This window comes from Solwaraspora sp. WMMA2080 (assembly GCF_027497395.1).
In the GTDB taxonomy this organism is placed as follows: domain Bacteria; phylum Actinomycetota; class Actinomycetes; order Mycobacteriales; family Micromonosporaceae; genus Micromonospora_E.
This window is the reverse complement of sequence record NZ_CP114910.1, coordinates 4,451,118-4,474,435: the sequence shown is the minus strand read 5'-3', so window position 1 is coordinate 4,474,435 and position 23,318 is coordinate 4,451,118. Positions and strand designations below refer to the sequence as shown.

The 23,318-nt window shown below is 69.2% G+C and carries 24 protein-coding genes; 13 read left to right on the top strand and 11 right to left on the bottom strand.

The features are described from left to right. The first annotated feature begins 72 nt into the window (after nucleotides 1–72). The 3 genes from O7543_RS20270 (at nucleotide 73) to O7543_RS20260 (ending at nucleotide 5,638) form a co-directional block, all read left to right on the top strand. Complete coding sequence (locus tag O7543_RS20270; RefSeq protein WP_281552390.1) at nucleotides 73–1,605, top strand: acyl-CoA carboxylase subunit beta; 1,533 nt, start codon at nucleotides 73–75, stop codon at nucleotides 1,603–1,605. Between the two features lie 73 nt (nucleotides 1,606–1,678). Then, a complete protein-coding gene (locus tag O7543_RS20265; RefSeq protein ID WP_281552391.1) occupies nucleotides 1,679–2,836 on the top strand; it encodes an acyl-CoA dehydrogenase family protein in 1,158 nt (385 codons plus the stop codon). 126 nt (nucleotides 2,837–2,962) lie between these two features. Beyond that, on the top strand, nucleotides 2,963–5,638 hold the full coding sequence (locus O7543_RS20260; protein ID WP_281552392.1) for a helix-turn-helix domain-containing protein: 2,676 nt from the start codon (nucleotides 2,963–2,965) through the stop codon (nucleotides 5,636–5,638). 250 nt (nucleotides 5,639–5,888) lie between these two features. On the opposite strand, the gene O7543_RS20255 is transcribed toward O7543_RS20260, so the two are convergent. Further along, on the bottom strand, nucleotides 5,889–6,380 hold the full coding sequence (locus tag O7543_RS20255; RefSeq protein ID WP_281552393.1) for a MarR family transcriptional regulator: 492 nt from the start codon (nucleotides 6,378–6,380) through the stop codon (nucleotides 5,889–5,891). Nucleotides 6,381–6,481: 101 nt separating this feature from the next. Here O7543_RS20255 and O7543_RS20250 point away from each other — a divergent pair, with 101 nt between their 5' ends. Continuing rightward, nucleotides 6,482–7,057: a YceI family protein gene (locus tag O7543_RS20250; protein WP_281552394.1), complete on the top strand. Its 576-nt coding sequence runs from the start codon at nucleotides 6,482–6,484 to the stop codon at nucleotides 7,055–7,057. 292 nt (nucleotides 7,058–7,349) lie between these two features. Further along, the gene (locus O7543_RS20245; RefSeq protein ID WP_281552395.1) at nucleotides 7,350–8,831 is read left to right on the top strand and encodes a glutamate--cysteine ligase; all 1,482 of its coding nucleotides are present in this window, start codon (nucleotides 7,350–7,352) and stop codon (nucleotides 8,829–8,831) included. Nucleotides 8,832–8,841: 10 nt separating this feature from the next. Here the strand turns inward: O7543_RS20245 and O7543_RS20240 are convergent, their stop codons facing one another. Beyond that, complete coding sequence (locus O7543_RS20240) at nucleotides 8,842–9,996, bottom strand: hypothetical protein (RefSeq protein ID WP_281552396.1); 1,155 nt, start codon at nucleotides 9,994–9,996, stop codon at nucleotides 8,842–8,844. 139 nt (nucleotides 9,997–10,135) lie between these two features. On the opposite strand from O7543_RS20240, the gene O7543_RS20235 reads away from it, so the two are divergent. Continuing rightward, a complete protein-coding gene (locus tag O7543_RS20235) occupies nucleotides 10,136–11,014 on the top strand; it encodes a PASTA domain-containing protein (RefSeq protein WP_281552397.1) in 879 nt (292 codons plus the stop codon). A gap of 7 nt (nucleotides 11,015–11,021) precedes the next feature. Here the strand turns inward: O7543_RS20235 and O7543_RS20230 are convergent, their stop codons facing one another. Next, on the bottom strand, nucleotides 11,022–11,309 hold the full coding sequence (locus O7543_RS20230) for a hypothetical protein (RefSeq protein WP_281552398.1): 288 nt from the start codon (nucleotides 11,307–11,309) through the stop codon (nucleotides 11,022–11,024). Nucleotides 11,310–11,757: 448 nt separating this feature from the next. Between O7543_RS20230 and O7543_RS20225 the strand changes: the two genes are divergently transcribed. Then, on the top strand, nucleotides 11,758–12,633 hold the full coding sequence (locus tag O7543_RS20225) for a helix-turn-helix transcriptional regulator (protein ID WP_281552399.1): 876 nt from the start codon (nucleotides 11,758–11,760) through the stop codon (nucleotides 12,631–12,633). Further along, nucleotides 12,603–12,830, top strand: coding sequence for a DUF397 domain-containing protein (locus O7543_RS20220; RefSeq protein ID WP_281552400.1), 228 nt, complete (start codon nucleotides 12,603–12,605; stop codon nucleotides 12,828–12,830). The genes O7543_RS20225 and O7543_RS20220 overlap by 31 nt, the downstream gene beginning before the upstream one ends. 32 nt (nucleotides 12,831–12,862) lie before the next feature. Here O7543_RS20220 and O7543_RS20215 read toward each other — a convergent pair whose 3' ends face one another. The 5 genes from O7543_RS20215 to O7543_RS20195 form a co-directional block, all read right to left on the bottom strand. Further along, a complete protein-coding gene (locus tag O7543_RS20215; protein ID WP_281552401.1) occupies nucleotides 12,863–13,393 on the bottom strand; it encodes a hypothetical protein in 531 nt (176 codons plus the stop codon). A 109-nt stretch (nucleotides 13,394–13,502) separates the two neighbouring features. Then, nucleotides 13,503–14,285 (bottom strand): 3-ketoacyl-ACP reductase, encoded by a 783-nt coding sequence (locus O7543_RS20210; protein WP_281552402.1) that lies wholly within the window; start codon nucleotides 14,283–14,285, stop codon nucleotides 13,503–13,505. Further along, nucleotides 14,282–15,727, bottom strand: coding sequence for a hypothetical protein (locus tag O7543_RS20205; protein WP_281552403.1), 1,446 nt, complete (start codon nucleotides 15,725–15,727; stop codon nucleotides 14,282–14,284). The genes O7543_RS20210 and O7543_RS20205 overlap by 4 nt, the downstream gene beginning before the upstream one ends. Nucleotides 15,728–15,788: 61 nt before the next feature. Beyond that, nucleotides 15,789–16,184 carry a type II toxin-antitoxin system VapC family toxin gene (locus O7543_RS20200; RefSeq protein ID WP_281552404.1) on the bottom strand — a complete coding sequence of 132 codons (396 nt, stop codon included), beginning with the start codon at nucleotides 16,182–16,184 and terminating at the stop codon, nucleotides 15,789–15,791. Then, entirely contained in the window at nucleotides 16,181–16,468 is a 288-nt protein-coding gene (locus tag O7543_RS20195; protein WP_281552405.1) for a hypothetical protein, read from the bottom strand. Before O7543_RS20195 ends, O7543_RS20200 begins: the two co-directional genes overlap by 4 nt. A 63-nt stretch (nucleotides 16,469–16,531) precedes the next feature. On the opposite strand from O7543_RS20195, the gene O7543_RS20190 reads away from it, so the two are divergent. The 3 genes from O7543_RS20190 (at nucleotide 16,532) to O7543_RS20180 (ending at nucleotide 19,255) form a co-directional block, all read left to right on the top strand. After that, on the top strand, nucleotides 16,532–17,254 hold the full coding sequence (locus O7543_RS20190; RefSeq protein ID WP_281552406.1) for an RNA polymerase sigma factor: 723 nt from the start codon (nucleotides 16,532–16,534) through the stop codon (nucleotides 17,252–17,254). After that, complete coding sequence (locus O7543_RS20185) at nucleotides 17,227–18,255, top strand: CU044_5270 family protein (protein WP_281552407.1); 1,029 nt, start codon at nucleotides 17,227–17,229, stop codon at nucleotides 18,253–18,255. The genes O7543_RS20190 and O7543_RS20185 overlap by 28 nt, the downstream gene beginning before the upstream one ends. Nucleotides 18,256–18,592: 337 nt before the next feature. Next, nucleotides 18,593–19,255: a hypothetical protein gene (locus tag O7543_RS20180; protein WP_281552408.1), complete on the top strand. Its 663-nt coding sequence runs from the start codon at nucleotides 18,593–18,595 to the stop codon at nucleotides 19,253–19,255. Nucleotides 19,256–19,531: 276 nt separating this feature from the next. On the opposite strand, the gene O7543_RS20175 is transcribed toward O7543_RS20180, so the two are convergent. The 3 genes from O7543_RS20175 to O7543_RS20165 all read right to left on the bottom strand — a co-directional run bounded on the left by O7543_RS20175 (nucleotide 19,532) and on the right by O7543_RS20165 (nucleotide 22,056). Beyond that, nucleotides 19,532–21,307: a hypothetical protein gene (locus O7543_RS20175; protein ID WP_281552409.1), complete on the bottom strand. Its 1,776-nt coding sequence runs from the start codon at nucleotides 21,305–21,307 to the stop codon at nucleotides 19,532–19,534. Continuing rightward, nucleotides 21,304–21,588, bottom strand: coding sequence for a DivIVA domain-containing protein (locus O7543_RS20170; protein WP_281555773.1), 285 nt, complete (start codon nucleotides 21,586–21,588; stop codon nucleotides 21,304–21,306). The genes O7543_RS20175 and O7543_RS20170 overlap by 4 nt, the downstream gene beginning before the upstream one ends. A gap of 210 nt (nucleotides 21,589–21,798) precedes the next feature. Next, nucleotides 21,799–22,056 (bottom strand): hypothetical protein, encoded by a 258-nt coding sequence (locus O7543_RS20165; RefSeq protein ID WP_281552410.1) that lies wholly within the window; start codon nucleotides 22,054–22,056, stop codon nucleotides 21,799–21,801. Between the two features lie 404 nt (nucleotides 22,057–22,460). Here O7543_RS20165 and O7543_RS20160 point away from each other — a divergent pair, with 404 nt between their 5' ends. Both O7543_RS20160 and O7543_RS20155 read left to right on the top strand, forming a co-directional pair. Next, nucleotides 22,461–22,682: a winged helix-turn-helix domain-containing protein gene (locus O7543_RS20160; RefSeq protein ID WP_281552411.1), complete on the top strand. Its 222-nt coding sequence runs from the start codon at nucleotides 22,461–22,463 to the stop codon at nucleotides 22,680–22,682. A 317-nt stretch (nucleotides 22,683–22,999) separates the two neighbouring features. Beyond that, nucleotides 23,000–23,233 carry a winged helix-turn-helix domain-containing protein gene (locus tag O7543_RS20155; RefSeq protein ID WP_281552412.1) on the top strand — a complete coding sequence of 78 codons (234 nt, stop codon included), beginning with the start codon at nucleotides 23,000–23,002 and terminating at the stop codon, nucleotides 23,231–23,233. Nucleotides 23,234–23,318 lie beyond the last annotated feature (85 nt).

Sequence of the window (23,318 nt, the reverse complement as noted above, 5' to 3'; positions counted from 1 at the left end):
CGGGGGTCGCGAGGGTGACTGTCGTGCGGTAGCCTAACGATCGTTTAGTATGGGCTGGCGCGAGGGGGCGGCGTGACACTGGACGGTGAGGCGCTGGATCGGCTCGACAAGCGGATCCGGGCCGGCGGCGCGGAGAAGTACCATGCGGCGAACGCCGCCCGGGGCAAGCTGTTCGCCCGGGAACGGGTCGACCGGCTGGTCGACGCGGGCTCCTTCGTGGAGGACGGCCGGTACGCCAACGCCCTCGCCGACGGGCTGCCCGCCGACGGTGTGGTCACCGGCACCGCCACCATCGACGGTCGACAGGTCTGCCTGATGGCCAACGACTCCACGGTCAAGGCCGGCTCGTGGGGCGCCCGTACCGTAGAGAAGATCATCCGGATCATCGAGCGGGCGTACGACGCCGGCCTGCCGATGGTCTACCTGGTCGACTCCGCCGGGGCCCGGATCACCGATCAGGTCGACCTGTTCCCCGGCCGGCGCGGTGCCGGCAAGATCTTCTGGAACCAGGTCCGGGCCTCCGGGGCGATCCCGCAGGTCTGTGCCCTGTTCGGGCCGTCGGCCGCCGGCGGTGCCTACATTCCGGCGTTCTGCGACGTGGTGGCGATGGTCGAGGGCAACGCCAGCATGTACCTCGGCTCGGACCGGATGGTCGAGATGGTCACCGGTGAGAAGACCACGCTGGAGGCGATGGGCGGTGCCCGGGTGCACTGCGCCGAGTCCGGCGTCGGGCACTTCCTGTGCAAGACCGAGGACGACGCGCTCGATGTGGTCCGCCGCTACCTGTCCTACCTGCCGGGCAACTGGCAGCAGCCGCCACCGGCGACGGCGGCGGTCGAGCCGCCGGCCGGGGTCGACCTCGCCGCGCTGGTGCCGGCGAGCGAACGGCAGGCGTTCGACATGCGCCGGTTCGTCAAGGGACTGCTCGATGAGGGCAGCTTCCTGGAGATCCAGGCGTTGTGGGCGCGCGAGCTGACCGTCGGCTTCGGCCGGCTGGCCGGCCAGGTGGTCGGCGTGGTCGCCAACAACTCGATGTTCAAGGGTGGGGTGCTGTTCGTCGACTCCGCCGACAAGGCGACCAGGTTCGTGCAGCTGTGCGACGCGTTCAACGTACCGCTGCTGTTCCTGGCCGATGTGCCCGGCTTCATGGTCGGCAGCGCCGTGGAGAAGCAGGGCATCATCCGGCACGGCGCGAAGATGATCAGCGCGATCTCGGAGGCCACCGTACCGAAGATCTGCGTCGTGGTCCGCAAGGCCTACGGTGCCGGGCTGTACGCGATGGCCGGCCCCGGATTCGAGCCGGACGCCACCCTGGCCCTGCCCACCGCGAAAATCGCGGTGATGGGCGCGGAGGCTGCGGTCAACGCGGTCTACGCCAACAAGATCGCGGCGATCGACGATCCCGACGAGCGGGCCGGCTTCGTCGCCGCCCGCCGCGCCGAGTACGAGCGCGACATCGATCTGACCCGGCTCGCCAGCGAACTCGTCGTCGACGACATCGTCCGACCCGAACAGTTGCGCGCCGAACTGGTCCGACGGTACGCGGCGGCCACCGGCCGGGACCGGCACTTCTCCCACCGCAGGCACGGCGTCACTCCGGTCTAGCGGCACCGCAGGTGCGGCACCCGGTGCCAGTGACAGGCGACCGGGCTGCGAGTCCTCCAGAAAGGATCTGAGCATGGACTTCAGGCTGACCGACGAGCAGGAGGCGCTGCGGGAGAGCGTCCGCGAGTTCGCCCGCGAGGCGATCGCGCCGGTGATCGGTGACTACTACCAGCGGCATGCCTTCCCTTACGACATCGTCCGCCAGATGGGCAAGATGGGGCTGTTCGGGTTGCCGTTCCCGGAGGAGTACGGCGGGATGGGCGGCGACTACTTCGCGCTCTGTCTGGTGCTGGAGGAGCTGGCCCGGGTCGATTCCAGTGTGGCCATCACGCTGGAGGCAGCGGTCTCGCTCGGTGCGATGCCGATCTACCGGTTCGGCACCCCGGAGCAGCGCGAGCGGTGGCTGCCGGAGCTGGTCAGCGGGGCGGCGTTGGCCGGTTTCGGGTTGACCGAGCCGGGATTCGGCTCCGACGCCGGGGGGACCGCCACCCGGGCGGTGCGCGACGGTGACCATTGGGTGATCAACGGTTCGAAGGCGTTCATCACCAACTCGGGCACCGACATCACCTCGCTGGTGACGGTCACCGCGGTGACGGGGAGCAGGCCGGACGGGTCGAAGGAACTGTCCACCTTCATCGTGCCGGCCGGGACGCCTGGGTTCACCGTCGCGCCGGGGTACTCCAAGGTCGGCTGGTGTGCCTCGGACACCCACGAGTTGACGTTCGACGATTGCCGGGTTCCGGCCGAAAATCTGCTGGGTGAGCGTGGTCGGGGGTTCGCGCAATTTCTCCGGATCCTCGACGAAGGGCGGATCGCGATCGCCGCCCTTGCGGTCGGCCTCGCGCAGGGCTGCGTCGACGAGTCCGTCCGGTACGCGGGTCAGCGCCGCGCATTCGGCCAGCTCATCGGCGGGTACCAGGCGATCCAATTCAAGATCGCTGACATGGAGGTACGGGCGCACACCGCCCGGCTGGCCTACTACGACGCGGCCGCCCGGATGCTCGCCGGTGACCAGTTCAAACGTCAGGCCGCGGTGGCGAAGCTGCACGCCAGCGAGTGCGCCGTGCAGAACGCCCGGGAGGCGACCCAGATCCACGGTGGGTACGGCTTCATGAACGAGTTCCCGGTCGCGCGATTCTGGCGCGACGCGAAGATTCTCGAGATCGGCGAGGGCACCTCGGAGATCCAGCGAATGATCATCGCTCGTGATCTTGGGCTGGCCGACGCTTGATGAGCTTGTAAGGGTGCCCCGGAGGGCACCGCACCTCACCGGTTGTGTCGGAAATCCGTTCCTTTCGGGTCGTCAGCCGGACGGAAAGCTGACCCGGGCACCCTGCAATGCGTACCCTCTCCTGCCATGAGTCCGGATCATGCTCCTGACCAGAGCAGGGTCGGGTTCGACGAACTACTCCGCAGCCGACGGCTGGCCGTCGGCCTGACCCAGGCGGAGCTCGCCGCGGTGGCCGGGGTCGGCGTGCGTACCGTCCGGGACCTGGAACGGGCCCGCACGGCCCGGCCGCAGCGGACCACGGTCGATCTGCTCGTCGCCGCGCTCGGCCTGACCGGCGAGGACCGGGCCGAGTTCCACGCGGCGGCGCGGGGCCGGCCGGCCGAGCCGCGTCCGACGATCCCGCGCCAGCTGACCCCGGCACTCGCCACCGCAGCGTTCCCGGCCGGGTCGCGCAGCGAGGCTGCCGGCGACATCGAGACATTGGTCGGGCCCGGCCGTAGCCGGGGTGTCCCACTGCCCGGCGAACTGATCGGCCGCGACTGTGACGTGGCCGACCTGGCCGGCCTGCTGACTGCGGGACCCGGTGCCGGGGCAGGGCTGGTCAGCCTGGTCGGACTTGCCGGAGTCGGCAAGACCAGCCTGGCGCTCGCGGTCGCCGCCGAGGTGACCGACCGGTATCCGGGCGGCACCGGTGGCATCGTCGTCACCGAAGGCTCCACCGTCAGTGACGTACTGACCGCCACCGCTACCGTCTTCGGCGTCGGGCGGGTCAACGACCTGGCGGCCCGGCTAGCCGACGGCCCGGCACTGCTGCTGGTGGACGCGGTGGAACGGGCACCGGTGGCGATGGCCGACGCGCTGCACTGGCTGACCCGTACCGCTCCGTCGCTGCAGGTGGTGGCGACCGGCCGGCACCCGGTCGGACTCCCCGGTGAACGGGTCTGGCCGGTCACGCCGCTGGAGGTGCCGCCGGCCGACACCGAGGCCGATCTGGCCACGGTCGCCGGCTACCCGGCGGCGCGGCTCTTCCTGGCCCGGCTCCGGCAGGTACGCCGGGAACCGGTGCACCCCGGCGAGGTCGGCGCGCTGGTCGGGCTCGTCCGGCGGCTCGGCGGGCTGCCGCTGGCCATCGAGCTGGCCGCCGCCCGGGGGCGGGCGCTCGACCTGAACGAGATCTTCAACCGGTACGGCGACCGGCTGCTCGACCTGGCCGTGCCACCACCCAGCAGGGAAGCCGTGGCGGTGACTCTGCGCGACGCGGTCGCGGCCAGCTACGCGCTGCTCACCCCCGCCGAACGGCGTGGCGTACGTCGGCTCTCGGCGTTCCGCAACCGGTGGTCGGTCGAGCTGGCCGAGGGGATGCTCGCCGAGGATCCGGTCCAGCCGGATGTTGGCCAACTCGACATCGGCCAACTCGACATCGGCCAACTCGACATCGGCCAGCCCGACATCGGCCAGTCGGATCAGGACGGTCGGGTCGACGCGGTGCCGTTCCTCGACCGGCTCATGTCGTTGGGGCTGCTCGGTGCCCGGGGCGCGGGTCCGTACCGGTTCCGGCTGATCGACGTGGTGCGGGATCTGGCCACCGAGCGGGCCGCCGCACACGGCGAACTGTCGGCGATCCGGCGTCGGCACGCCGTGCTGTTCGCGCGGCTCGCCGAGCGGGCGGCGGTCGACCTGGCCGGGCCGAAGCTGGTCACCGTCGTCAGTCGGCTCGACGAGGTGGCCAGTGACCTGTGGGCCGCGCTCGCCCACTCGGCCAACGACGACCCGCACACCGCACTGCGCCTGGCCGCCGCACTGCCCCGGTGGTGGCGGTTCCGGGGACGCGACGTGGCCGGACGGCGCTGGCTGCGCCGGCTGCTCGACGACCCGCGGTCGGCCGACGCGGACCCGGCGATCCGGGCCTGGGCCCAGATCGGCGTGGCTCAGCTCGCGCTGGAGCACGACGCCGGCCCGCAGGAACTTCCGGCGGTCCGGTCGGCGCTGGTCACCTTCATCGAGCTCGGGGAGACGTCGGGTGAGCTGGCCGCGCGTACCGTGCTCAGCTCTGCCTGCCTGGCCGCCGGTCGGTTCGACGAGGCGCGGGCGCACTCCGAGGCGGTGCTTGCCCTGGCCGGCCGAATCGGCCGGATCCGGGAGATGACGCTCGCCCAGCACGCGTTGGCCCGGCACGAGATCCGATCGGGTGACCTGCGGGCCGCCCGGCGCCGGCTCGCGGCGGTTGACCGGCTCGCGGCCAGGTCCGGCGAGGACCGGTTGCGGCTGCTGGCCCGGGCCAACCTGGCCGAGGTGGCCAGGCTTGAGGGCCGGTACGCGCGGGCAGCCGACCTGGGACGCCGGGTGTTGGCGGCGTTGACCGCCGTCGGGGATCCGAGTCACCGGCGGCAGGTGTTGGGCATCGTCGGGCTGGCGCTGGCCCAGGACGGCCGCCTCGCGGAAGCGGCCGACGCCCTGACCGAGCTCCGTGGCCAGGTGATGCCGGTGGAGGGGGTGGACCGGCCTGGTCACCCTGCCGACCAGGCCGGGCCGGGCGACGATCCCCGGTGCGCGTTGATCGAGGCGACCCTCGCGGCGCGGCGCGGGGAACGGGAGCTGGCGACGGAGTGGTACGCCGTGGCGGCCCGTTCGCTGGGCAACGGCCCAGAGCCGCGGGACGCGGTGGAGGCGATGGTGGAGCTGGTGGTGCACGCTGAGACGACGGCGTCGCGGGCTTCGGCCCGGGACCGGTTGGTGGCGGCCTGCCACAGTGCCGGGATCACCCTGCTGCCCCGGGAACGGGAGGCGGTGGGTCAGGGATGAATCAGGTCAGGACGCGGACGTCCGGCGGGGCCATCACTGGCCGCCCGCCGGACGTCGACACGCCCCCCGGGTTGGCGCGGAATCGCCCCCCGGCCTGGACCAGATGTCCTGGCCTTCGCGCCGCACCCCCCGTTACGTTCCCGGTCGCCAGTACGCTATCCGGCCCATCCGAGCTGTTTGCGGCTTTCAGAACTTTATGTCGTTGATCAAGGGTGCTTTCTGCCGGTCCTTCTGCCGGTGCCGGCGTCGGTCAACGGACCGGCGCGGTCACTTCGTCACTGCCGGCGGTTGCCTGCGGATGCACCGCGTCACGAAGGTGTCGGAGGGTGTCGAGTAGTGTCGCCAACTCCGCAGGCTCGAACTGGCCGGTGAACCACTTGTCGATCAGTTGCAGGTGGCCGGGGAGGGTGTCGTCGAGGCGTTGCTGTCCAGCCCGGGTGAGCACCGCGTACGAGCTGCGCCGGTCGGACGGGCAGGCGCGCCGGCAGACCAGCCCGTCGCGCACCATCCGGTCGACCACCCGGGTCGCGCCACTGGTGGACAGCGCAGCCTGAGCGGCCAGGTCGGTCATCCGCAGCTGGTGACCTGCGGAACGGCGTAGCCGCATCAGCACCTCGAACTCGACCGTCGACAGGCCGTGCTCCTCGAACTGCGCCGCGAAGCGGGCCGCGAGCCCGGTGTGGACTTCGAAGAGGAGGCCGATCGCGGTGATCCGGGGATCGTCGGCGAGGTTCTCGGTCACCAGGTCATCGTAGCAGTACTTGACATGAGGAATATTGCCTAGTCTATTGTTGCTGTCGCACATGTTCCCTTCAACCGGATGTCCCGCGAGAGGCAGCAGCCATGAGCACCGACCAGACCACCCGCGAGTGGAACGGCATCACCATCCCCACCGCCGGCACCTACGAACTCGACCAGGCCCACCGGCGGGTCGGGTTCGTCGCCCGCCACATGATGGTCAGCAAGGTCCGAGGTGAGTTCACCGACGCCACCGCCACCATCACCGTCGCCGAGGACCCGCTGCAGTCGTCGGTCACCGCGGTGCTGCAGGCGGCCAGCATCAACACCGGGCAGGCCGACCGGGACGCCCACCTGCGAAGCGGCGACTTCCTCGACGTCGAGAAGTTCACCACCATCGAGTTCCGCAGCACCGGGATCGTCTCGCACAGCGGCAACGAGTTCGTGCTCGCCGGTGACCTGACGGTCAAGGACGTGACCCGGCCGGTGGAGCTCGCCGTCGAGTTCGAGGGCGCCGGCCGCAGCCCGTTCGGCCAGGACATCTTCGGCTTCACCGCCAGCACCGAGATCGACCGTGAGGAGTTCGGCCTGACCTGGAACGTCGCCCTGGAGACCGGCGGCGTGCTGGTCGGCAAGAAGATCAAGATCGAGATCGAGGGCGAGGCCATCCGTCAGGGGTGAACCCCGGCGCCCGTACCCGGCGCGACACAGCGGCACCCCGGCCACCTCCTCGGTGACCGGGGTGCCGCTGTCTGTAGTAACCCCAGTAGAAGACGCCCGTCGGATGTGAAAAGGTGAAACCGAGCGCTTCGGTCCGCTCACTTTGGGGCGATCAACGCCTGTCCCGGCTGGGGGAGCCGACGACAGCTGCGGTCGAGCAGGGTTGCACCACCACACAGTCGGAACGGTTCTGCCGCGCCGCTCGGCCAGCGAGCGTGGCGGCGGCCGTTCGGGGCGCGCCGGGGAGGGCATTATGGGCAGGGATGTCGGTTCACGCGCGTCGTTCAGTCGGGAGGATCGCGTACGCTACCGGCAAAAGGTCCGCCGCTGCCTCGACGTCTTCGCGCTGATGCTCGACGACTTCAAGTTCGACGCCGACCGGCCGACGACCGGGCTGGAGATCGAGCTGAACCTGGTAGATCCGTACGCGGAGCCCGCGATGCGCAACGCGGAGATCCTGGCCAACCTCGCAGACCCCACCTTCCAGACCGAGCTCGGGCAGTTCAACCTCGAACTCAACGCGCGCCCGCGGCTGATCGAGGCCGACGGATTCGCCGACTACGAAGCCGACCTGCAGGCCAGCCTGGCTCGCGCCGGTGACCGGGCGGCGAAGGCCGAGGCGGCCATCATCCTGATCGGCATCCTGCCCACCCTCACCCCACAGCACCTGGTGCTGAACAACATCTCCACCAACGGGCGTTACCGGGTGCTCAACGAGCAGATCGTCGCCGCCCGCGGGGAGGACATCCGGCTGGACATCCGGGGGGTGGAGCGGCTGCAGGCGTACACCGACTCGATCGCCCCGGAGGCCGGCTGCACCAGCGTGCAGTTCCACCTGCAGGTCTCCCCGGACAACTTCGCCAACTACTGGAACGCGTCCCAGGCAATCGCGGCGGTCCAGGTGGCGCTCGGTGCCAACGCACCGTACTTCTACAGCAAACAGCTCTGGGCGGAGACCCGCATCGTGCTGTTCGAGCAGGCCACCGACACCCGGCCGGACGAGCTGAAGGCGCAGGGCGTACGGCCCCGGGTGTGGTTCGGTGAACGGTGGATCACGTCGATCTTCGACCTGTTCGAGGAGAATGTCCGGTACTTCCCGCCGTTGCTGCCGATCTGCGCCGACGAGGACCCGGTCGAGGTGCTGCAGGCCGGCGGCGTGCCCGAGCTCAGCGAGCTACGGCTGCACAACGGCACCGTCTACCGGTGGAACCGGCCGGTGTACGACATCATGCACGGTCGACCGCACCTGCGGGTGGAGAACCGGGTGCTGCCCGCCGGGCCGACCGTCGTCGACATGCTCGCCAACGCCGCCTTCTACTTCGGCCTGGCCAGGGAGCTTGCCGAGGCGGACCGCCCGGTGTGGAGCCAGCTGAGCTTCGGTGCGGCCGAGGAGAACTTCCACCAGGCTGCGCGGCGCGGGATCGCCGCACACATGCACTGGCCGCAGCTCGGCGAGATTCCGGTCACCGATCTGGTGCTGGATGTCCTGCTTCCCAAGGCGTACGCCGGGCTGGACCGGTTCGGTGTCTCGCCACAGCAGCGTGACCGGCTGCTCGGCATCATCGAACAACGCTGTCGGTTGAGGCGCAACGGTGCGGTCTGGCAGACCGAGTCGGTCTGGCGGGCCGAGCGGGAGCAGGGCCTGGCCCGACCCGACGCGCTGCACCAGATGCTGCAGCGCTACGCCGAACTGCAACGCAGCAACGAACCGGTGCACACCTGGCCGGTCGACTGATTCGCGTTGTTCAGCTGCCATCGGGGGTGGTCGGCTTGGGCCGGCCACCGCCGGTGACCGAAGCCGTGCCCCGAGCCGGGGCGTCGGCCACCTGGCCACTGGTCGGCTGCTCCGGCACCGGCGCGTCGCGGCCTTCAGCGGAGCCGGAGCCGGAGGCATCGTCCCGGCCATCGGCAGACGCGTCGGCGGCCGAAGCGCCGTCGTGGTCGCGGTCGGTGGCGGTGGCGGTGGCGGGCTGCCGGCGGGACATCTCCAGCCGCTGCGCGATCGCGGTGACCAGCACCGACCCGGCCAGGCCGGCGATCACCGCGTACGGGGCGAGCAGATGCGCCGAGAGTTGCTCCGCCCGCGGTCCCACCAGCCGGGGGGCAGCCAGGAAGTACGCGGCGGCGATCAGCACCGGGCCGACGCCGCCGGAGATCGCGGCGCCCACCCGGCGACGCGCGTCGCGGGCGGCCGGCCAGGCCGAGACCGCGCCGATGATGAACGCCGAACCCAGTGACAGCGCCGCCCCAGGTAGGTAGATGTTGCGGAACCAGTACTGTTCGCTGTCCGCAGTGATCTGCCAGACGCCGAGTTGGGCGCTGGTCAGCCCGGTGCCGGAGATCACCGAGTCGATCACCGCGACCACCGCCAGCAGCCAGAGCCAGCCGACAGTGGCGATGGCGTTCGCCGCCGCCGCCCGGGAGGCGACCGCCCAGATCGCCATCAGCAGTCCGACGACCGCGCCCACCATCGCGTACCCGGCGGCGATGGTCTGTGGGGAGAAGGTGTCGGCCCGGGTCGCGCTGCGCGCGGGTACGGCGATCAGGGCGACCGTGAGCATTCCCCCGATCGCGGCCGCTGCGGCCAGGGCGAGTCGCCACAGGCTTGCGGTCAGCAGGCTGTCCGGCGTTCGATCCGGATCGGCGCCGGCCGACGGTTCCGAGTTGGGAGGTGACGGCGCGAGCCGGTCCGCGACGACGGCACCCATCACCACCGAGGTCGCCGTGATCCACGTCGCCCAGGCGAGGCTGGCGACCCAGGAAGCCTCTCCTCCGCCGTCAACTGACGGTAACCAGGCAACTATGCCGAGGCCGTAGCCCAGACCGAGCTGCGCGGCACCTGCGCCCGCAGCGATGCCGGTCGCCGTCGCGACCGATCTTCCCCAGCCTCGTACGGCCATGCCGGGCACTGTAGCGGTAGTGGCGAACTCCGGCGACTTGTGGGCGTGGGGCACGCTGTCCGGCGGGCGGGTCGCTATCTTGAGCTCTACCGACAGTCACGCCCGGTGGCACGTACCGGTAGTACGGAGAGGACGAGTCATGGCCGACAGACCGAGGGATCCTGCGGAGGACGGCTCGGCGGGGCGTGACGTCGGGGACTACACAAGCCAGCTGCCGCGGCCGGTCGACCCCTGGGCGACCAGGGCCGGTGGGTCAGGTGACCAGGCCGAGTCGACCGGTGGGTCCGACCAGCCGCTCGGTCGGCCCGGCACACCGGGAGGCGACCCGGGGGCGACGGTCGCCGACCGGGGCGGGCACCTCGGCTCGACCGCACCCGACCTTCCGGCTGGTTCCGCCGCCGGTGGTGCTCGGGAGCCGGCGTGGTCCGGCCGGGCCGGGGTGCCGGTGCGCCCGGCGGCGGGTGGCGGCGGCACCGGCGACTGGCCGGGACCGGGCGGTACGGAAGGCGGCGGCCGGCCGTGGTGGCTGCCGATCCTGATCGGTGTCCTGGTGCTGCTGCTGGTCGCGTTGGTCGGCCTGGTGATCTGGTGGGCCAGCACGCTGGACGACTCCACGGATCCGGGCGGGCCGACGCCGACGGCTGCTCCGACCGCGACGGGGCCGACCTCGCAGCCGGAGACGGAGCAGCCCGAGCCGACCGAGGAGCAGCCGGAGCCGACCGAGGAGCAGACCAGTGAGGCGCCGCTGGTGGTCGTACCGACACTGACCGGGCTGTCGCTGGCGGACGCCCGTGCCGAGCTCGATGAGCGGGGCCTGGTGTACCGGCTGGAACAGCGCGGTTCGGACCAGCCGGCTGGCACGGTGCTCGAGACAGATCCGCCGACCGGAGCGGAGGTGCCGCCCGGTACTGAGATCCTGTTGGTGATCGCCGCGACCAACTCCGAGCCGACGGGTCCGGCTGAACCGACCGGGTCGGTCGGGCCGACCGGTGAGCCGGGCGACGGAGAAGAGGACTGAGCCGGGGTCAGCTGGCCCGCGCCGACATCACCGCCGAAGCCGGCCGCCGGGCGGCTGTCCGACCCGGCCGGTCGGCCACCACCCGGAGCTGGCGTAGGCCGTCGATCTGGACGAAAATGGAGCGTCGGTCGACGGCCTCGCCGCTGGCGTTGAGTTCGTAGCCGTCCAGCCAGACCCAACCCTGGTAGGTCGGCCAGTCGTGGACCCGGATCACCCGGAAGAGGAGCGGCTCGAGGAACTGCACGCTTGCCGCACGGGTCACGTGGAGGACGTCTCCTGAGCGGGGTAGTAGCACCGCTACTCCTGTTCCGAGCTGCCGTTGTCCGATTGCTGCCGGGCATGCGGATTCGCACCGGGCACTGTCGGATGCTCCACCGGTGGAGCCGGTGGTCAGACGGGCACGGCGTTGTGGGTGTCCGGACAGCAGGCACCGTCGCGGTACGGCGCAACCGCGGCGGATACGATCTTGGATGAACGCTGAGTGATCTGGGGCCTACGCAAAGGGTGCACTACCGTCGCCTTCGATGCAAGTTGCAAAGTGGTTTTGGCGCGATGCGAAAATCACTCAGTCGATTGCTGCTTGAAGTCCTACGTGTACGGGCGGCAGACTGAACAGGCTTTCTTCCGCGTCGGCCTCCCTCCCCGTCCACGCACGACCGCTCGCGACGTAACCCCCGTCGCCCCTCAACCGCGTGCGCGGGGTCCGGCCGACTGCCCCATACACCCCTGACCGGAGGTGACCGGTGACCGAGCGCCGAAGCCCAACCGTCCGTCGCCGCCGTCTCGGCGCCGAACTGCGCCGGCGGCGGGAAGCCGCGAAAGTCACGATCGATGCGGTGGCCGAACGACTGGAGTGCTCCGCCTCCAAGGTCTCCCGGATCGAGACGGGACACACCACCGCGACTCCCCGGGACGTCCGCGACATGCTGGAGATCTACGGCGTGACCGGTGTCGAGGCCGAGGAGCTGGTGCAGATCGCCCGGGAAGCTCGGCAGAAGGGCTGGTGGCATCCGTACTCCACGGTGCTCACCGGCGCGTACGTCGGGTTCGAGGCGGCGGCCCGGTCGGTCCGGGCGTACGAGCAGCAGGTGGTTCCCGGTCTGCTGCAGACCGCCGACTACGCCCAGGCGATGATCCGCTCGGCCCGACCCGACATCACCGACGAAGAAGTTGCCCACCGCGTCCATGTCCGACTGAAGCGTCAGTCGTTACTGACACAGGAAGATCAGATCGATGTATGGGCGGTGCTCGATGAGGCGGTGCTGAGTCGGCCGGTCGGCGGCGACGCGGTGATGCGCGCCCAACTGCACCGCCTCGTCGAGGCGGCGGACCTGCCGAACGTGACCCTGCAGGTCCTTCCGTTCGAGGTGGGGGCACACGCGGGAATGGACGGGACGTTCACCATCCTCGACTTTCCGGAGCCCAGCGACGCGGATGTCGTCTACGCGGAGAACGCCACCGGTGGGCTCTTCCTGGAGAAGACCGAAGAACTACGCAAATACATATTTATCTTCGATCACATACGCGCGGCGGCACTCACTCCCGAGGAGTCCGTCGCGATGATCGCTGAACGCGCGAAGGAGCCATTGTGGACATCGAGGTCAAGGGGCTTCGGGTAGACCTGACCCGTGCGGCCTGGCGAAAGAGCTCGCGCAGCGGGCCGAACTGCGACAACTGCGTGGAGATCGCGTTCGTCGACCAGGCCATCGCGGTTCGCGACTCGAAGAACCCGACCGGAGCGGTCCTGATCTTCACTTCCGACGAGTGGGACGCCTTCCTCGGCGGTGCCCGGGACGGCGAGTTCGACCTGGACTGACCCACGGTTGAGCCCCGGGCGCGTCCCGGGGCTCAACCGTGCCCAGCTTGCTCAGCCAGCGCGCTGTGCCGCAGCGCATGCCGCACCCCGACCGCGACCAGCAGGATCACCGCCACCGTCAGCACCAGCGCGTCGGCCACCGCCCCCAGCCCTGGCACACCACCGAAGTACCGCGCCGCCACCGGCACCAGCGCCACCGCCGTCACCTGCACCGGCAACGCCACCAACGGGTGCGCCGCGCGGGCCAGCAGCCCTGGCGGACTCGGCGCGGCGGGCGCGGTGACGAATGCCGCCGATCCGCCGTACAGCCGCCGCAGGCGCGGCAGGGTCACCACCGCGACCGCCGCCGCCGGCACAGCGACCAGCAACACCTGTGCGCTGGCCGCCCCGCCACCGATCAACCCGGCGATCCCACCCAGGCCGGCCAGCACGAACGCGGTCAGCCAGCCGACCCGGCGCCGCAGCGCGGCCGGGCTGCCCGCCGACGGCAGCGATTCGGCGATCACGGCGGCGGCGAGCCAGCCACCGGTCAACGCCAACCAGCCGACCAGAGCGATGTCCATGCTCCGAATCCTGCCGGCCGGTCGACGTCGGCACCTCCGGGTGCAGCCCTGGTCGACCCCCTATCGGTCACCCGTAGGGGTGCCGGCAGGCTGAGGCGTCCGCTGGCTACTACAGCGTCCGTACGTGGAAGCCACCGTCGACGTCGATCACCTGGCCGGTGCTGAACGGCAGCAGGTCGGTGGCGACCGCCACCACGGCCCGCCCGACGTCGTCCGGCTGCCCCCACCGGCGGATCGGCGTCAGACCCTGGTTGAAGATCAGATCGTCGTACTTCGCCTGGACCGGGCCGGTCATGTCGGTGGCGACGATGCCGGGCCGGATCTCGTAGACGTTGATGCCGTGCTCAGCGAGGCGGGCGGCGTACAACTGGGTGGTCATCGCCAGGCCGGCCTTGGCCACGCAGTAGTCGCCCCGGTTGACGCTCGCCGTGTAGGCGCTGATCGACGAGACGATGACGATCTTCGGCGCGGTGACGGTGCCGGCCGCCACCATGTCGATCATGGCTCGGCTGACCTGCTGGGTCAGAAAATAGGGACCCTTCAGATTGATGTCGATCAGCCGGTCGAAGGACTCCTCCGTCGCGTCGAGCAGGTCCGCCCGCACATCTGGGGCCACACCGGCGTTGTTGACCAGCAGATCGATCCGGCCGAAGGTCGCGACGGTCTGATCGACCAGCCGTTGCCGGTCCGCGCCGACCGACACATCCGCGCCGACCAGTAGCGCCCGCCGGCCGGCCGCCTCGATCTGCTCGCCGGCCTGCTGGGCTGCCGTCGCGTTCCGGGCGTAGTTGACCACGACGTCGTACCCGGCGGCGGCGAGCGACAGCACGATCCCGCGCCCGATCCCCCGGGAACCGCCGGTGACGATGGCGACCCGCGCGGAGGCGGTCACCGCCCGCCCCCGACGGTGCCCGCGCTGTCGGCGCTGCCCGTGCCGTCGGTGGCGCCGGCGTCGGCCGGGCCGAAGAACGTGTAGTACGGCTCGTCGCGGGCCACCCGCTGCAGGTAGAGCGCCAGTTCGCGGGCGTGGTAGTCGCCCCACATGCTCGACTCGCCGTGCGGCACCCGGCTGCCGGCCGGCACGTGGTCCCAGCCGTTCGGTCGGTGGTAGATCGAGTGCAGGATCAGTCCCTGGTGGCGGGTGTCGGTGCTCAGGTACGGCTCGTCGAACAGGGTGCCGGCCACCGTCAGCCCGGCCTGCCAGTAGCGGCGACCGGCGTCGGGCTGCCCGGCACCGGTCAGGTAGCGGCCGAGTCGCAGCAGCCCCTGTGCGCCGATGCAGGCGGCTGACGAATCGACCGGCTCATGATCGTTGTACGGGTCCGCCGGGCGATCCAGGTAGTCGCCGAGCGAGGCCAGGCCGGGTGCGCCGGTGTCCCAGTACGGGATGCCGTCGGTCGGGGTGTGTTCGAGGTAGAAGTCGCAGGTGGCGGTGGCGGCCCGCAGCATCATCGCGGTCACCTCGGCCCGCCCGCCGTACGGTTCGAGGTCGCCGTCCGGCAGCACGGCCAGGTATTCCAGCTGCTCCGGGAAGCCGAGCATCGCCCAGGCCAGCCCGCGCGTCCAGGTGGTGAACGGTGAGTAGCCCTGCTGGGTGCTCGGGCAGCGGAACCGGCCGTCGTTGACGTTGAAGATCGACTCGTGGGCGGTGCGACCCCGGATGTCGTAGCTGTCCCGCCCCTCGCCGTAGAAGACGTTGTACCGGGCGGTGTTGGTGGCATGCTCGATCAGCCGGCCGAGCAGCGAGATTCGCTCGTCCTGTTCACCCATGAGCGCGTGGCCGAGCAGGTGGGACACCGCCAGCGCACGGCAGGAGCGGATGGTGTCGACGAACAGCGACTGCGGCCCGTTGAACGAGTAGACGTAGCCGGTGCCGTCGGCGGTGTCCCGCCAGCGGGCCGCCTGGACCGCCCCGGTCAGCTTCAACGCCAGCTCGTAGAAGTCGCGCTCGGCCCGGTCGTGCGGGAGCCGCCCCTCGGCCATCAGCCGCCACAGGTTGCCGTACGTGCTGACATTGTTGAAGCCGTGGTCGTGCACGCCGATGTGGCTGACGTGGCTGGCCATCACGGCGACGGTCAACTCGCGGGCGGAGTCCAGAAACCGCTGCTCGCCGGTGGCGTCGAACTGCAACAGGGCCGAACCGTACTGGAAGCCCTGGGTCCACTCGGTCCAGCCGCGCGCGGCGTACCGGCCGTCGACGGTGAAGACCGGCGACGCCGACCCGGGCGGGCAGGTCTTCTCGATCGAGTCGATCTTGTGGGCGGAGGCTTCCCAGAGGCGGTCGATCCTGGGTTGCAGGCTGGCCGGGGTCAGCGAGTCGTCGATCCGAATCATCGGATCAGCATAGGAAAGCGCTTGCCTAGGCGGAAGACCTGACCGCCGGAGCCACGTCCCGCTACGCGACGAGTTCGACCCGGCAGTACGCGCTCGCCGCGCGGGCGAGTTTGCCGTCGGCGGTCACCAGCGTCAGTGCGCGGCGCTCCGCGAGGGCGACGTAGGGGGCGTCGTACGCGCTGATGTTCGCCTTGACCTGCCACATCCGGGTAAGCAGGTCGTCGATCGGGACGGTGTCGACGCCGAGGCGGCTGATCCGGTCGACCGCCCGCGCCGCCGTCTCGTTGGTGATCTTTCCGCCGAGGGCGAGCCCTCGCATGACAGAGAAGACCTCGACCTTCCAGTGCTCCGGTGCCGCCCACTCGGGGTCTCGGCTCAGGACAACGCGGGCCTTGCGGCCGCGGTCGTCGCTGTAGACGAGCGCGCTGGCGAGGACCGAGGCGTCGACGACGATCACCCGACGTCTCGCCCGGAGTGCGCGGAGTCCGGGAAATCCCGTTCAGCGCGGGAACGGGCGAGCAGGTCGGAGGCGTCCGGCGCGGTCGGTCCGGCTCCGCCGCTGCGGTCGTCGAGTTCGTCGCTGAGCTCGGCGAGGAGCTGCCGGTTGCGGCAGAAGTCAGCCTGCCGGTTGAGGACTGCCAGCAGGTACGCCTGCAGCGACTGGCCGCGCTCGCGGGCCTGCTGGGCCAGGAGGTCCCGTACCTCCTCTGGCACGTCGCGGATGGTGAGCACTACAGCCATGACTTCATTTTGAATGCGTTATGACTGCAGGGTCAAGTCAACCTCGGGATTGGCTGGTGGACTGTGAACCCGATCTCGCGCTCGCGCATAGAGATAGCTGAGAGGATGCAGACAGGAAGGAAAGATGATCGTGAACCTATCGCCACCGCTGGGCTCCGGGTGAGGGGCATTGCGGCGGAGTCGACCAATGATGCTGCGATCATCGTCGCGTCGCTCGACGACCCCGATCGATTCGCGCAGGTGTACGAGAAGCACGCCGGGATGTTGTACGGCTATGCCTACCGACGGGTGGGCCGGGAGATTGCCGAGGACGTCGTCGCGGACGCGTTCGTGGCCGCGTTCCGCGCCCGGCACACCTACGACCCTGGCTATCCCAACGCGTTTCCGTGGCTGCTCGCGATCGTGCACCGTGAGTTGGCCCGACATTACCGCGCCGAGAGCGCCCGGTACCGGGCGTATCTGCGGGTGAAGCCCGACGGTGGCGAAGAGGCATTGGCGGATCGGGTGGCAGCCGCAGCGTCTGCCCAGGCGTGGCGAGGACCGTTGGCCACGGCGCTCGCCCGGCTCGGCCGCAAGGAGCGGGACGTGCTTCTCCTGGTTGCCTGGGGCGACCTGAGCTACGAGGAGGTCGCTCGAGTCATGCAAATCCCGATCGGCACGGTCCGATCACGACTGAACCGGGCACGCCGCAGGATGCGGGACGTGTTGGAGAGCGACCCGGCCCGGAGCACTTTGACAGGTACTGAGCGCGAGGAGCGATGGTGGAGGAGATGGAGCAGGGCGTGAGTGAGATGGATCGGCTCAAGGAACTCGGTGCCGACTTGGCTCCGGACGCCGGGGATGCACCGACAGCCTGGCGTGACCGCATCCTCGATGGACCCAGCCCGAAGACAGGAGTGCCGCGCGGCGGCACGGTATGGCCCGGCCGGCGGTTGAACCTCGGCCTAGCAGGAGCGGCATTAGCTGCCGTTCTCGTGTTCGCCACCGCAGCCGTAGGGGGCGGGTGGCCGGTAGGTGGATCAGCGCCATCGTCGGGCACGGCCGAGGCTTCTTCCATCCTGCGTACCGCCGCCTTGGTGGCTCACGAAGCGGACCTCCCCGTCCCGGAAACTGGACAGTTCGTGTTCACCGAGACAGTGGCGAGCCCGATCAACCAGGTGCAGCATCCGGACGGTGGCTTCACCATTAGAGACGGGCCGCGGGTATTGCGGCAGATCTGGCTTTCGGCAGACGGTGCTCAGGACGGATTGATCCGGGACAGGGCGTACCAGCAGGACCAGGCCGAGCCAAACGACCTAGTGCTGCCGGCCTGCTCACCGAATCGTTCCGGTCCAGCCGCCGATCCGATCAGTGACCAGCCGTGTGCGCTGCAGCGGGGGTACGACGCGGAGATGCCGGACAGCCCAGCAGCGGTGCTCGACTGGCTCCGAGCCGATGTGTCTTCGGGGGGGGAAGCGCAGTCAGAGCTGCGGGTCACGTCCTCTGCCTCCCCAGGTGGCAGAGCAACTGATGCGCTCGTCTTCCAGCGGGCCGGTGAGTTGCTGGTCGGTGGTAGGTACCTCACCTCACCTCAGCGAAGCGCTTTGTTCGACGCGTTGGCCTCGCTGCCAGGCGTGACCGTCCGACAGCAGGCACGAGACCTTGCCAACCGGGATGGGGTAGCGGTGGGCATGCCCGAAGGGACGACGCTCATCTTCGATGCGACGTCGTTCGTGTTCCTCGGCACCACCAACAGCGCCCTGCTACGCCAGGTCATCGTGAACGACGCAGGTAGGTCGCCGGCCTGACTGAGGCACGAACCATAATCGACGTTGTTACCATTCTGTTATCCGATCGCACTCTGTCACTCCTTCGGCTAACTCGGGTTAGATCTCCCCTGCTAGCCCTGGCATCAGGCGGTCGTCCTACAAGCACTCTCTATCATGTCGATCATGGAAGGCGAGCATGGCGCACCGCAATCCGCTCAAATAACCTCTGTGCATCGGTAGATGCCGATACAATCGGCTGTGGGTCGACCGCCGTGGATCGACCTACGGGTGCCTGTCGCGATTGGTTTTAGCTTGCTAGGAAACAGCTTGCGTCACCCGTTCCAGTGTGTATGGAGCAGGGGGAGTCCAGATCTTGGTGAACCAACGTATTGGACGCACGCTCTTGACATTTGTGACTGTGTCGATGGTTATCCTGACCTCAGCGGCCTCACCAGTGCAGGCTAAGAGTCTTCCAGCAACGCCTCAACACTCGATGGCACTCCAGTCTCTGCTGGACTATTATCCAGGATCTATCGCTATCGACGAGAACACGGTCCGAGCGGCACCCGGCGTGCTCGTCACACTGCCTGCCGATCATCCGCGGGATAAGCGCTTCGCCAACACCACCGCAGCTGAAATGCCGACCGTCACTAAGCGCATCGCTCCACCCGCACCGTCCGCAGTTCATGTAGCCAAGAACGCCGAGCCAATTTCGCCCGCCGCAGATGACTATTTCTACGGCTGCTACTATGAATATCTTTGTCTTTATACAGAACCAAATTTGCATCCTAGTAGTGCGATCATTTCTTTCTATTACTGCCAGTTCAAGGATCTTGGTGCCATTCCATTCCCTGGGGGTGGGTACTGGAACGATCGAATCTCATCCTGGGTGAACAATCAAACACCAAATACTGCTAGCCATTTCTACAACTGGAACGGCGTCAACCAATGGACCCTCCTGTTTAGCTCCTATGCGTTCGAATACAATACTGGAATGGGTCCATACGATAACATTCTCGATGCCGTCCGCGTTTGTTAGTGGCTCTTGAGGATCGGCTCTGATATTTAGCTCGCTGGCTTTGCCGGTGGCGATGGGGTGAATCGCGGTCTGGCTGCGCTCTCTTCGCCACCGGCAGTTTACGATAGTTTGTAACGAACCCGGCAATATGTCTTTACCAGGACGGTTAGTATCTGCCGGCTAAATTTGCAGTTCCCGTTTTCAATCGACGGGGGGATGTAGGGGCTCGGCTCAGTTGCGGCCGCATGAAGTCTCCCACGGGGTGCGTGCTTCGGCCGGCGTACTCATGAAATGTCATCAGGTTGCCGTGGGGTGGGTGCGGTCGGGGTGGATGCGGACGGTAGCCGGGGTGCCGGGGTGGGTGGCGGCTTGGTGGCGTACCTCAGTGATGAAGCTGGTGGTGTCGGGAGCTGGGCCGGCGGTCGCCGGCCGGTGGGGGACGGACATGGGCTTCTCGGGGTCGGTGGGGATGGTCGCGCGCAGCGCGCCGTAGAGGTAGCGGTGGCAGAGGGCGACAGCTTCTGGCAGGGCGGCGCTGGTGGGGACCGGGTCGACGGTCGGCGGGGTGGCCGGGTCGGCGACCTGGACCGACCAGGTGTGGCCCTGCATCAGCTCCGGTCGGCCGATGCTGTCGCGGTGGTCGACGACGGTGATGTCGAGGGCGAGGCCGAGTCCGGTGACGAGTCGGGCCAGCTGGTCGAGGGTGGGGCCGGGCCAGTCGGTGGCGCGGGCGATGACGCGGGCGCCGTCGTGGGCGGCGGCGGCTTCGGCGAGGTACGCGGCGAGCGGGTCGCGGCCGTGGTGGATCTGGCTGACCCCGTTGCGCAGGTGCTGGTCGATGACGTGCTCGCCGTCGATGTCGGTCAGGTCGGTGGGCTGTACGCCGAACTCGGCGGCGAGGGAGCCGATCCGGTAGTGCTCGGGCAACTGCCACACGCTGGTGCCGGATGGTCGGTCGGTGTGGGCGAGAGTAGGTCCGGTGGGGTCGTCGTCGGGTCGCCAGTTACGGTGCACGGTGCGGCCGCGCAGGTCGGTGACGGTGACGACGGCGCCGTGCCGGACCCGGCGGGTGCCGTAGCAGTCGGTGCAGTACGGCGGATCTGTTGCGTTGGTGCAGCGCGGGCAGGGGTGGGTGGGGATCGGCTCGCCCCAGTATCTCGGCGCTGGCGGCTCCCAGCCGCGCCGGAACCTGCCGCCGACCCCGCCCGGCTCGGTGTCGTCGGGTCGCAGGCTGGTGTGCCACCAGTGCCGGTTACGCCAGATCGCCTGCGCGCCGCCGTGCTGCTCGGCGTCGGCGATCATGCGTCGTTCGAGTTGGTCGAGGTCGTGGCCGCCGGGGTGACCGTCGAGCCCGACCGGCACCGGGTGCGGGGTGAGGGCAGCCTCGGTGAGGTAGTGGGCGGGCAGGTTCCAGTCGGCCACGGCCAGCCCGGACGCGGCCCGTTCCGGGCTGATCGAGGCGATCGCCGCCGGCAGGTCGGCTACCCAGCGGTGCGGGTAGTCGGGCACTTTCCCGCCAGCGAGTTCGTACCGGATGTCCCAGCTCAGCCCGCTCGGGGTCGACGCTGGTCGGGCTTCGAGGACCAGGTCGACGTGGAGTTGGTCGGCGAGCGCGCACAGCCGGCCGAGCAGCCGGGCCGGGTCGCCCGGTGGCCGCGGTGCGCTGCTGCGGCCGATCAGGACCAGCCACGGCGCGGTGAGCCGGTTGGCGAGCGCCGACGCCTCCCACCGGTGGCGGTCCCGCTCCGGGGTGCCGGGCTGCCACTGGATCGGCAGGGTCAGCCCGGACGACGGGAGCCGGCCGGGTTCGTCGGGGAAGTCCGGATCGCACAGTGTCGCGGCAGCCACCCCGGCGCGGGTGGCGAGGTCGGTGACGATCGGCGCGTACGGCAGCCACCAGGTGCCGTTTGGTGTCGGCAGCGGCGTGAACGAGCCGGGGACGAGGCTGGTCGAGGCCACCGCCCCGGTGTCGAGGTTGGCGACGGTGACCACGAGTTGCGCCCGCCGCCGTTCGGACCCGAACCCGACGACACGGACGACCGGGCCGGCGGGCACTCCGTTGACCCCGGTCACCCGGCCACCCCCGTCCCTGCCTGAAACTGTTGGAACTGCTGTGACTGCCACTCCCGCAACGCCTGCTTGATCCGCACGTTTTCGTCGCGGGTGGAGTGCAGTTCGGCGCGCAGGGCGGTCAGCTCGTCGGCGACCAGGTGCAGGAACGTGCGTACCTCGGTGGGGTCGCAGCCGCGCCGGGTCCGGCCGGTGAACCGGCGCTCGCGGACCAGGCCGGGACTGATCGACGGCCGCACCGGCCTGCCGTACAGGTGGCCGACGGTGTTCGGGGCCCGCCGCACCGGCCGGCGCTGGCCGGCTGCAGCGTCGATCGGCCGCTGGTTGTGGCGCGCGATCTCGGCGAGTAACCGCCGATTGCGCCGGCTCCGCACCGGCCGCCGGAACAGGTCAAAGAACCTACGCACAGCAGGAACCACCTTCCAAAGTCGGAAACCTTCAGGGGTACGGGTCGAGACGGCGCGGCTTACGTCGCAGTTGTGCCGCCGCCCTGGTCAGCGGTGTCGGGGTGGGGTGCGAGCCCAGCGGAGACCGTCGCGCTGGACGAAGATCTCCCGCCGTTCGCGGGCTTCACCGTCCGGTGCCAACACGTACCCGGCCAACCAGACCCAGCCCTCGTATGTCCAGCGCTTGTCCACTGTCGTCACCCGGAACCGGAAACCTCGCCCGGCCGCGAACTGCACACTCGCCCTGCCGTCGATGATCAACTCGTCGCCGGGCCGGGGGTCCGCCGGCGACCGGTCGGCCGGCACGCTACCGATCAGCCGCCGGCATCTTCACGCGGAGGAAGTCGAGGAGTCTGCGCATGGTAGGTCGCCTTTCAAGCACGCGGGTCGTGCATGGTCTTCGGGGTAGAGCGGGTGGAAGGGCGGCCCGACCCCGAACGGGGGTGCGGAGGTCGGGCCGCCCGCCCTGCGCGCGCAGCCTCAATCGGCGGTACGCACGCAGGGCCGCGTGGTGAGGGCCGTCAGGACGGCAGAGCTGGTGCCGCCCTGACGGGGTCGACCGCCGGGTTTGCCGAACCAAGGGGCTGACCGAGCACCAACCTACGTCAACAGCTGATGTAGGTAAACCCTCGGACCCCAGGTTTCTTGCATCACTTGCTGACGGAGGTTGTGCGTGATCGAATAGTGGTGCCGAACCAAGGGGATGTGCCATGCCCTCAGCACCAGCCGATTACCGACGGATCGCAGACGAACTGACCGCGAAGATCAAGAGCGGCGAACTACCGCCTGGCACCAAGCTGCCCAGTACCGCCCAGCTTGCCGACCAGTACGACGTCAGCCCAGCAACCGTGTACCGCGCCGTCTCACTCCTGCACGACCGAGACCTCGTCGTCGGACATTCCGGTCGCGGCGTGTACGTAGCGGAGAAGTAGCTGCCGTCCTACCTGCGGCTGGACGTGCACGTAGCCGGGCTGCTGGTGGTCGATTGGGTGTCACCACACGGACCCTGGGACGACCTGCTCTCGTTCATCTTTGACGGCGGCGAGCTGACCGATGAGCAGATTACCGGGCTCAAGATTTCGGATACTGAGCTGTCTACATTCGAGTCTTGTACGGCGGAGAAGGCGCAGCAGCGGCTCCGTCCCTATGTATGGCGGCGCGTTGCCGTGGCGCTTGACGTACTGAAGACTGGAAATGTGCGATATTTGCATGATGGGCACATGAGGTGAAGTTGCGAGGAGTACCTGAAATGCCCAGTCGACCTGCCGACTACCTACGTGTCGTCGATGACATCACCCAGCAGATCCGGTCCGGTGAGCTGTCGCCGGGCGACAAGCTGCCGACATACGCCCAGCTCTCCGACACGTACAAGGTCAGCGTCTCCACAGCCCAAGCCGCCCTGCGGCTGCTGCGCGACCGTGGCCTGGTCGAAGGCCACCAGGGCAAGGGCACGTACGTCGCCGAGCAAGCCATGGAGATGTAATCCTCGCTGCCGAGTTCGTGGCAAGGCTGCCACGCTCCCGGCGAATGCCCACAGCCTAGAGCGCCGCGTAGTGTATGCCGGCTAC

Coding starts and splice junctions, on each gene's coding strand:
- O7543_RS20265 (WP_281552391.1), top strand. CDS start 1,679: ATGGACTTCAGGCTGACCGACGAGCAGGAGGCGCTGCGGGAGAGCGTC.
- O7543_RS20260 (WP_281552392.1), top strand. CDS start 2,963: ATGAGTCCGGATCATGCTCCTGACCAGAGCAGGGTCGGGTTCGACGAA.
- O7543_RS20250 (WP_281552394.1), top strand. CDS start 6,482: ATGAGCACCGACCAGACCACCCGCGAGTGGAACGGCATCACCATCCCC.
- O7543_RS20245 (WP_281552395.1), top strand. CDS start 7,350: ATGGGCAGGGATGTCGGTTCACGCGCGTCGTTCAGTCGGGAGGATCGC.
- O7543_RS20240 (WP_281552396.1), bottom strand. CDS start 9,996: ATGGCCGTACGAGGCTGGGGAAGATCGGTCGCGACGGCGACCGGCATC.
- O7543_RS20235 (WP_281552397.1), top strand. CDS start 10,136: ATGGCCGACAGACCGAGGGATCCTGCGGAGGACGGCTCGGCGGGGCGT.
- O7543_RS20215 (WP_281552401.1), bottom strand. CDS start 13,393: ATGGACATCGCTCTGGTCGGCTGGTTGGCGTTGACCGGTGGCTGGCTC.
- O7543_RS20205 (WP_281552403.1), bottom strand. CDS start 15,727: ATGATTCGGATCGACGACTCGCTGACCCCGGCCAGCCTGCAACCCAGG.
- O7543_RS20195 (WP_281552405.1), bottom strand. CDS start 16,468: ATGGCTGTAGTGCTCACCATCCGCGACGTGCCAGAGGAGGTACGGGAC.
- O7543_RS20185 (WP_281552407.1), top strand. CDS start 17,227: ATGGTGGAGGAGATGGAGCAGGGCGTGAGTGAGATGGATCGGCTCAAG.
- O7543_RS20160 (WP_281552411.1), top strand. CDS start 22,461: ATGCCCTCAGCACCAGCCGATTACCGACGGATCGCAGACGAACTGACC.
- O7543_RS20155 (WP_281552412.1), top strand. CDS start 23,000: ATGCCCAGTCGACCTGCCGACTACCTACGTGTCGTCGATGACATCACC.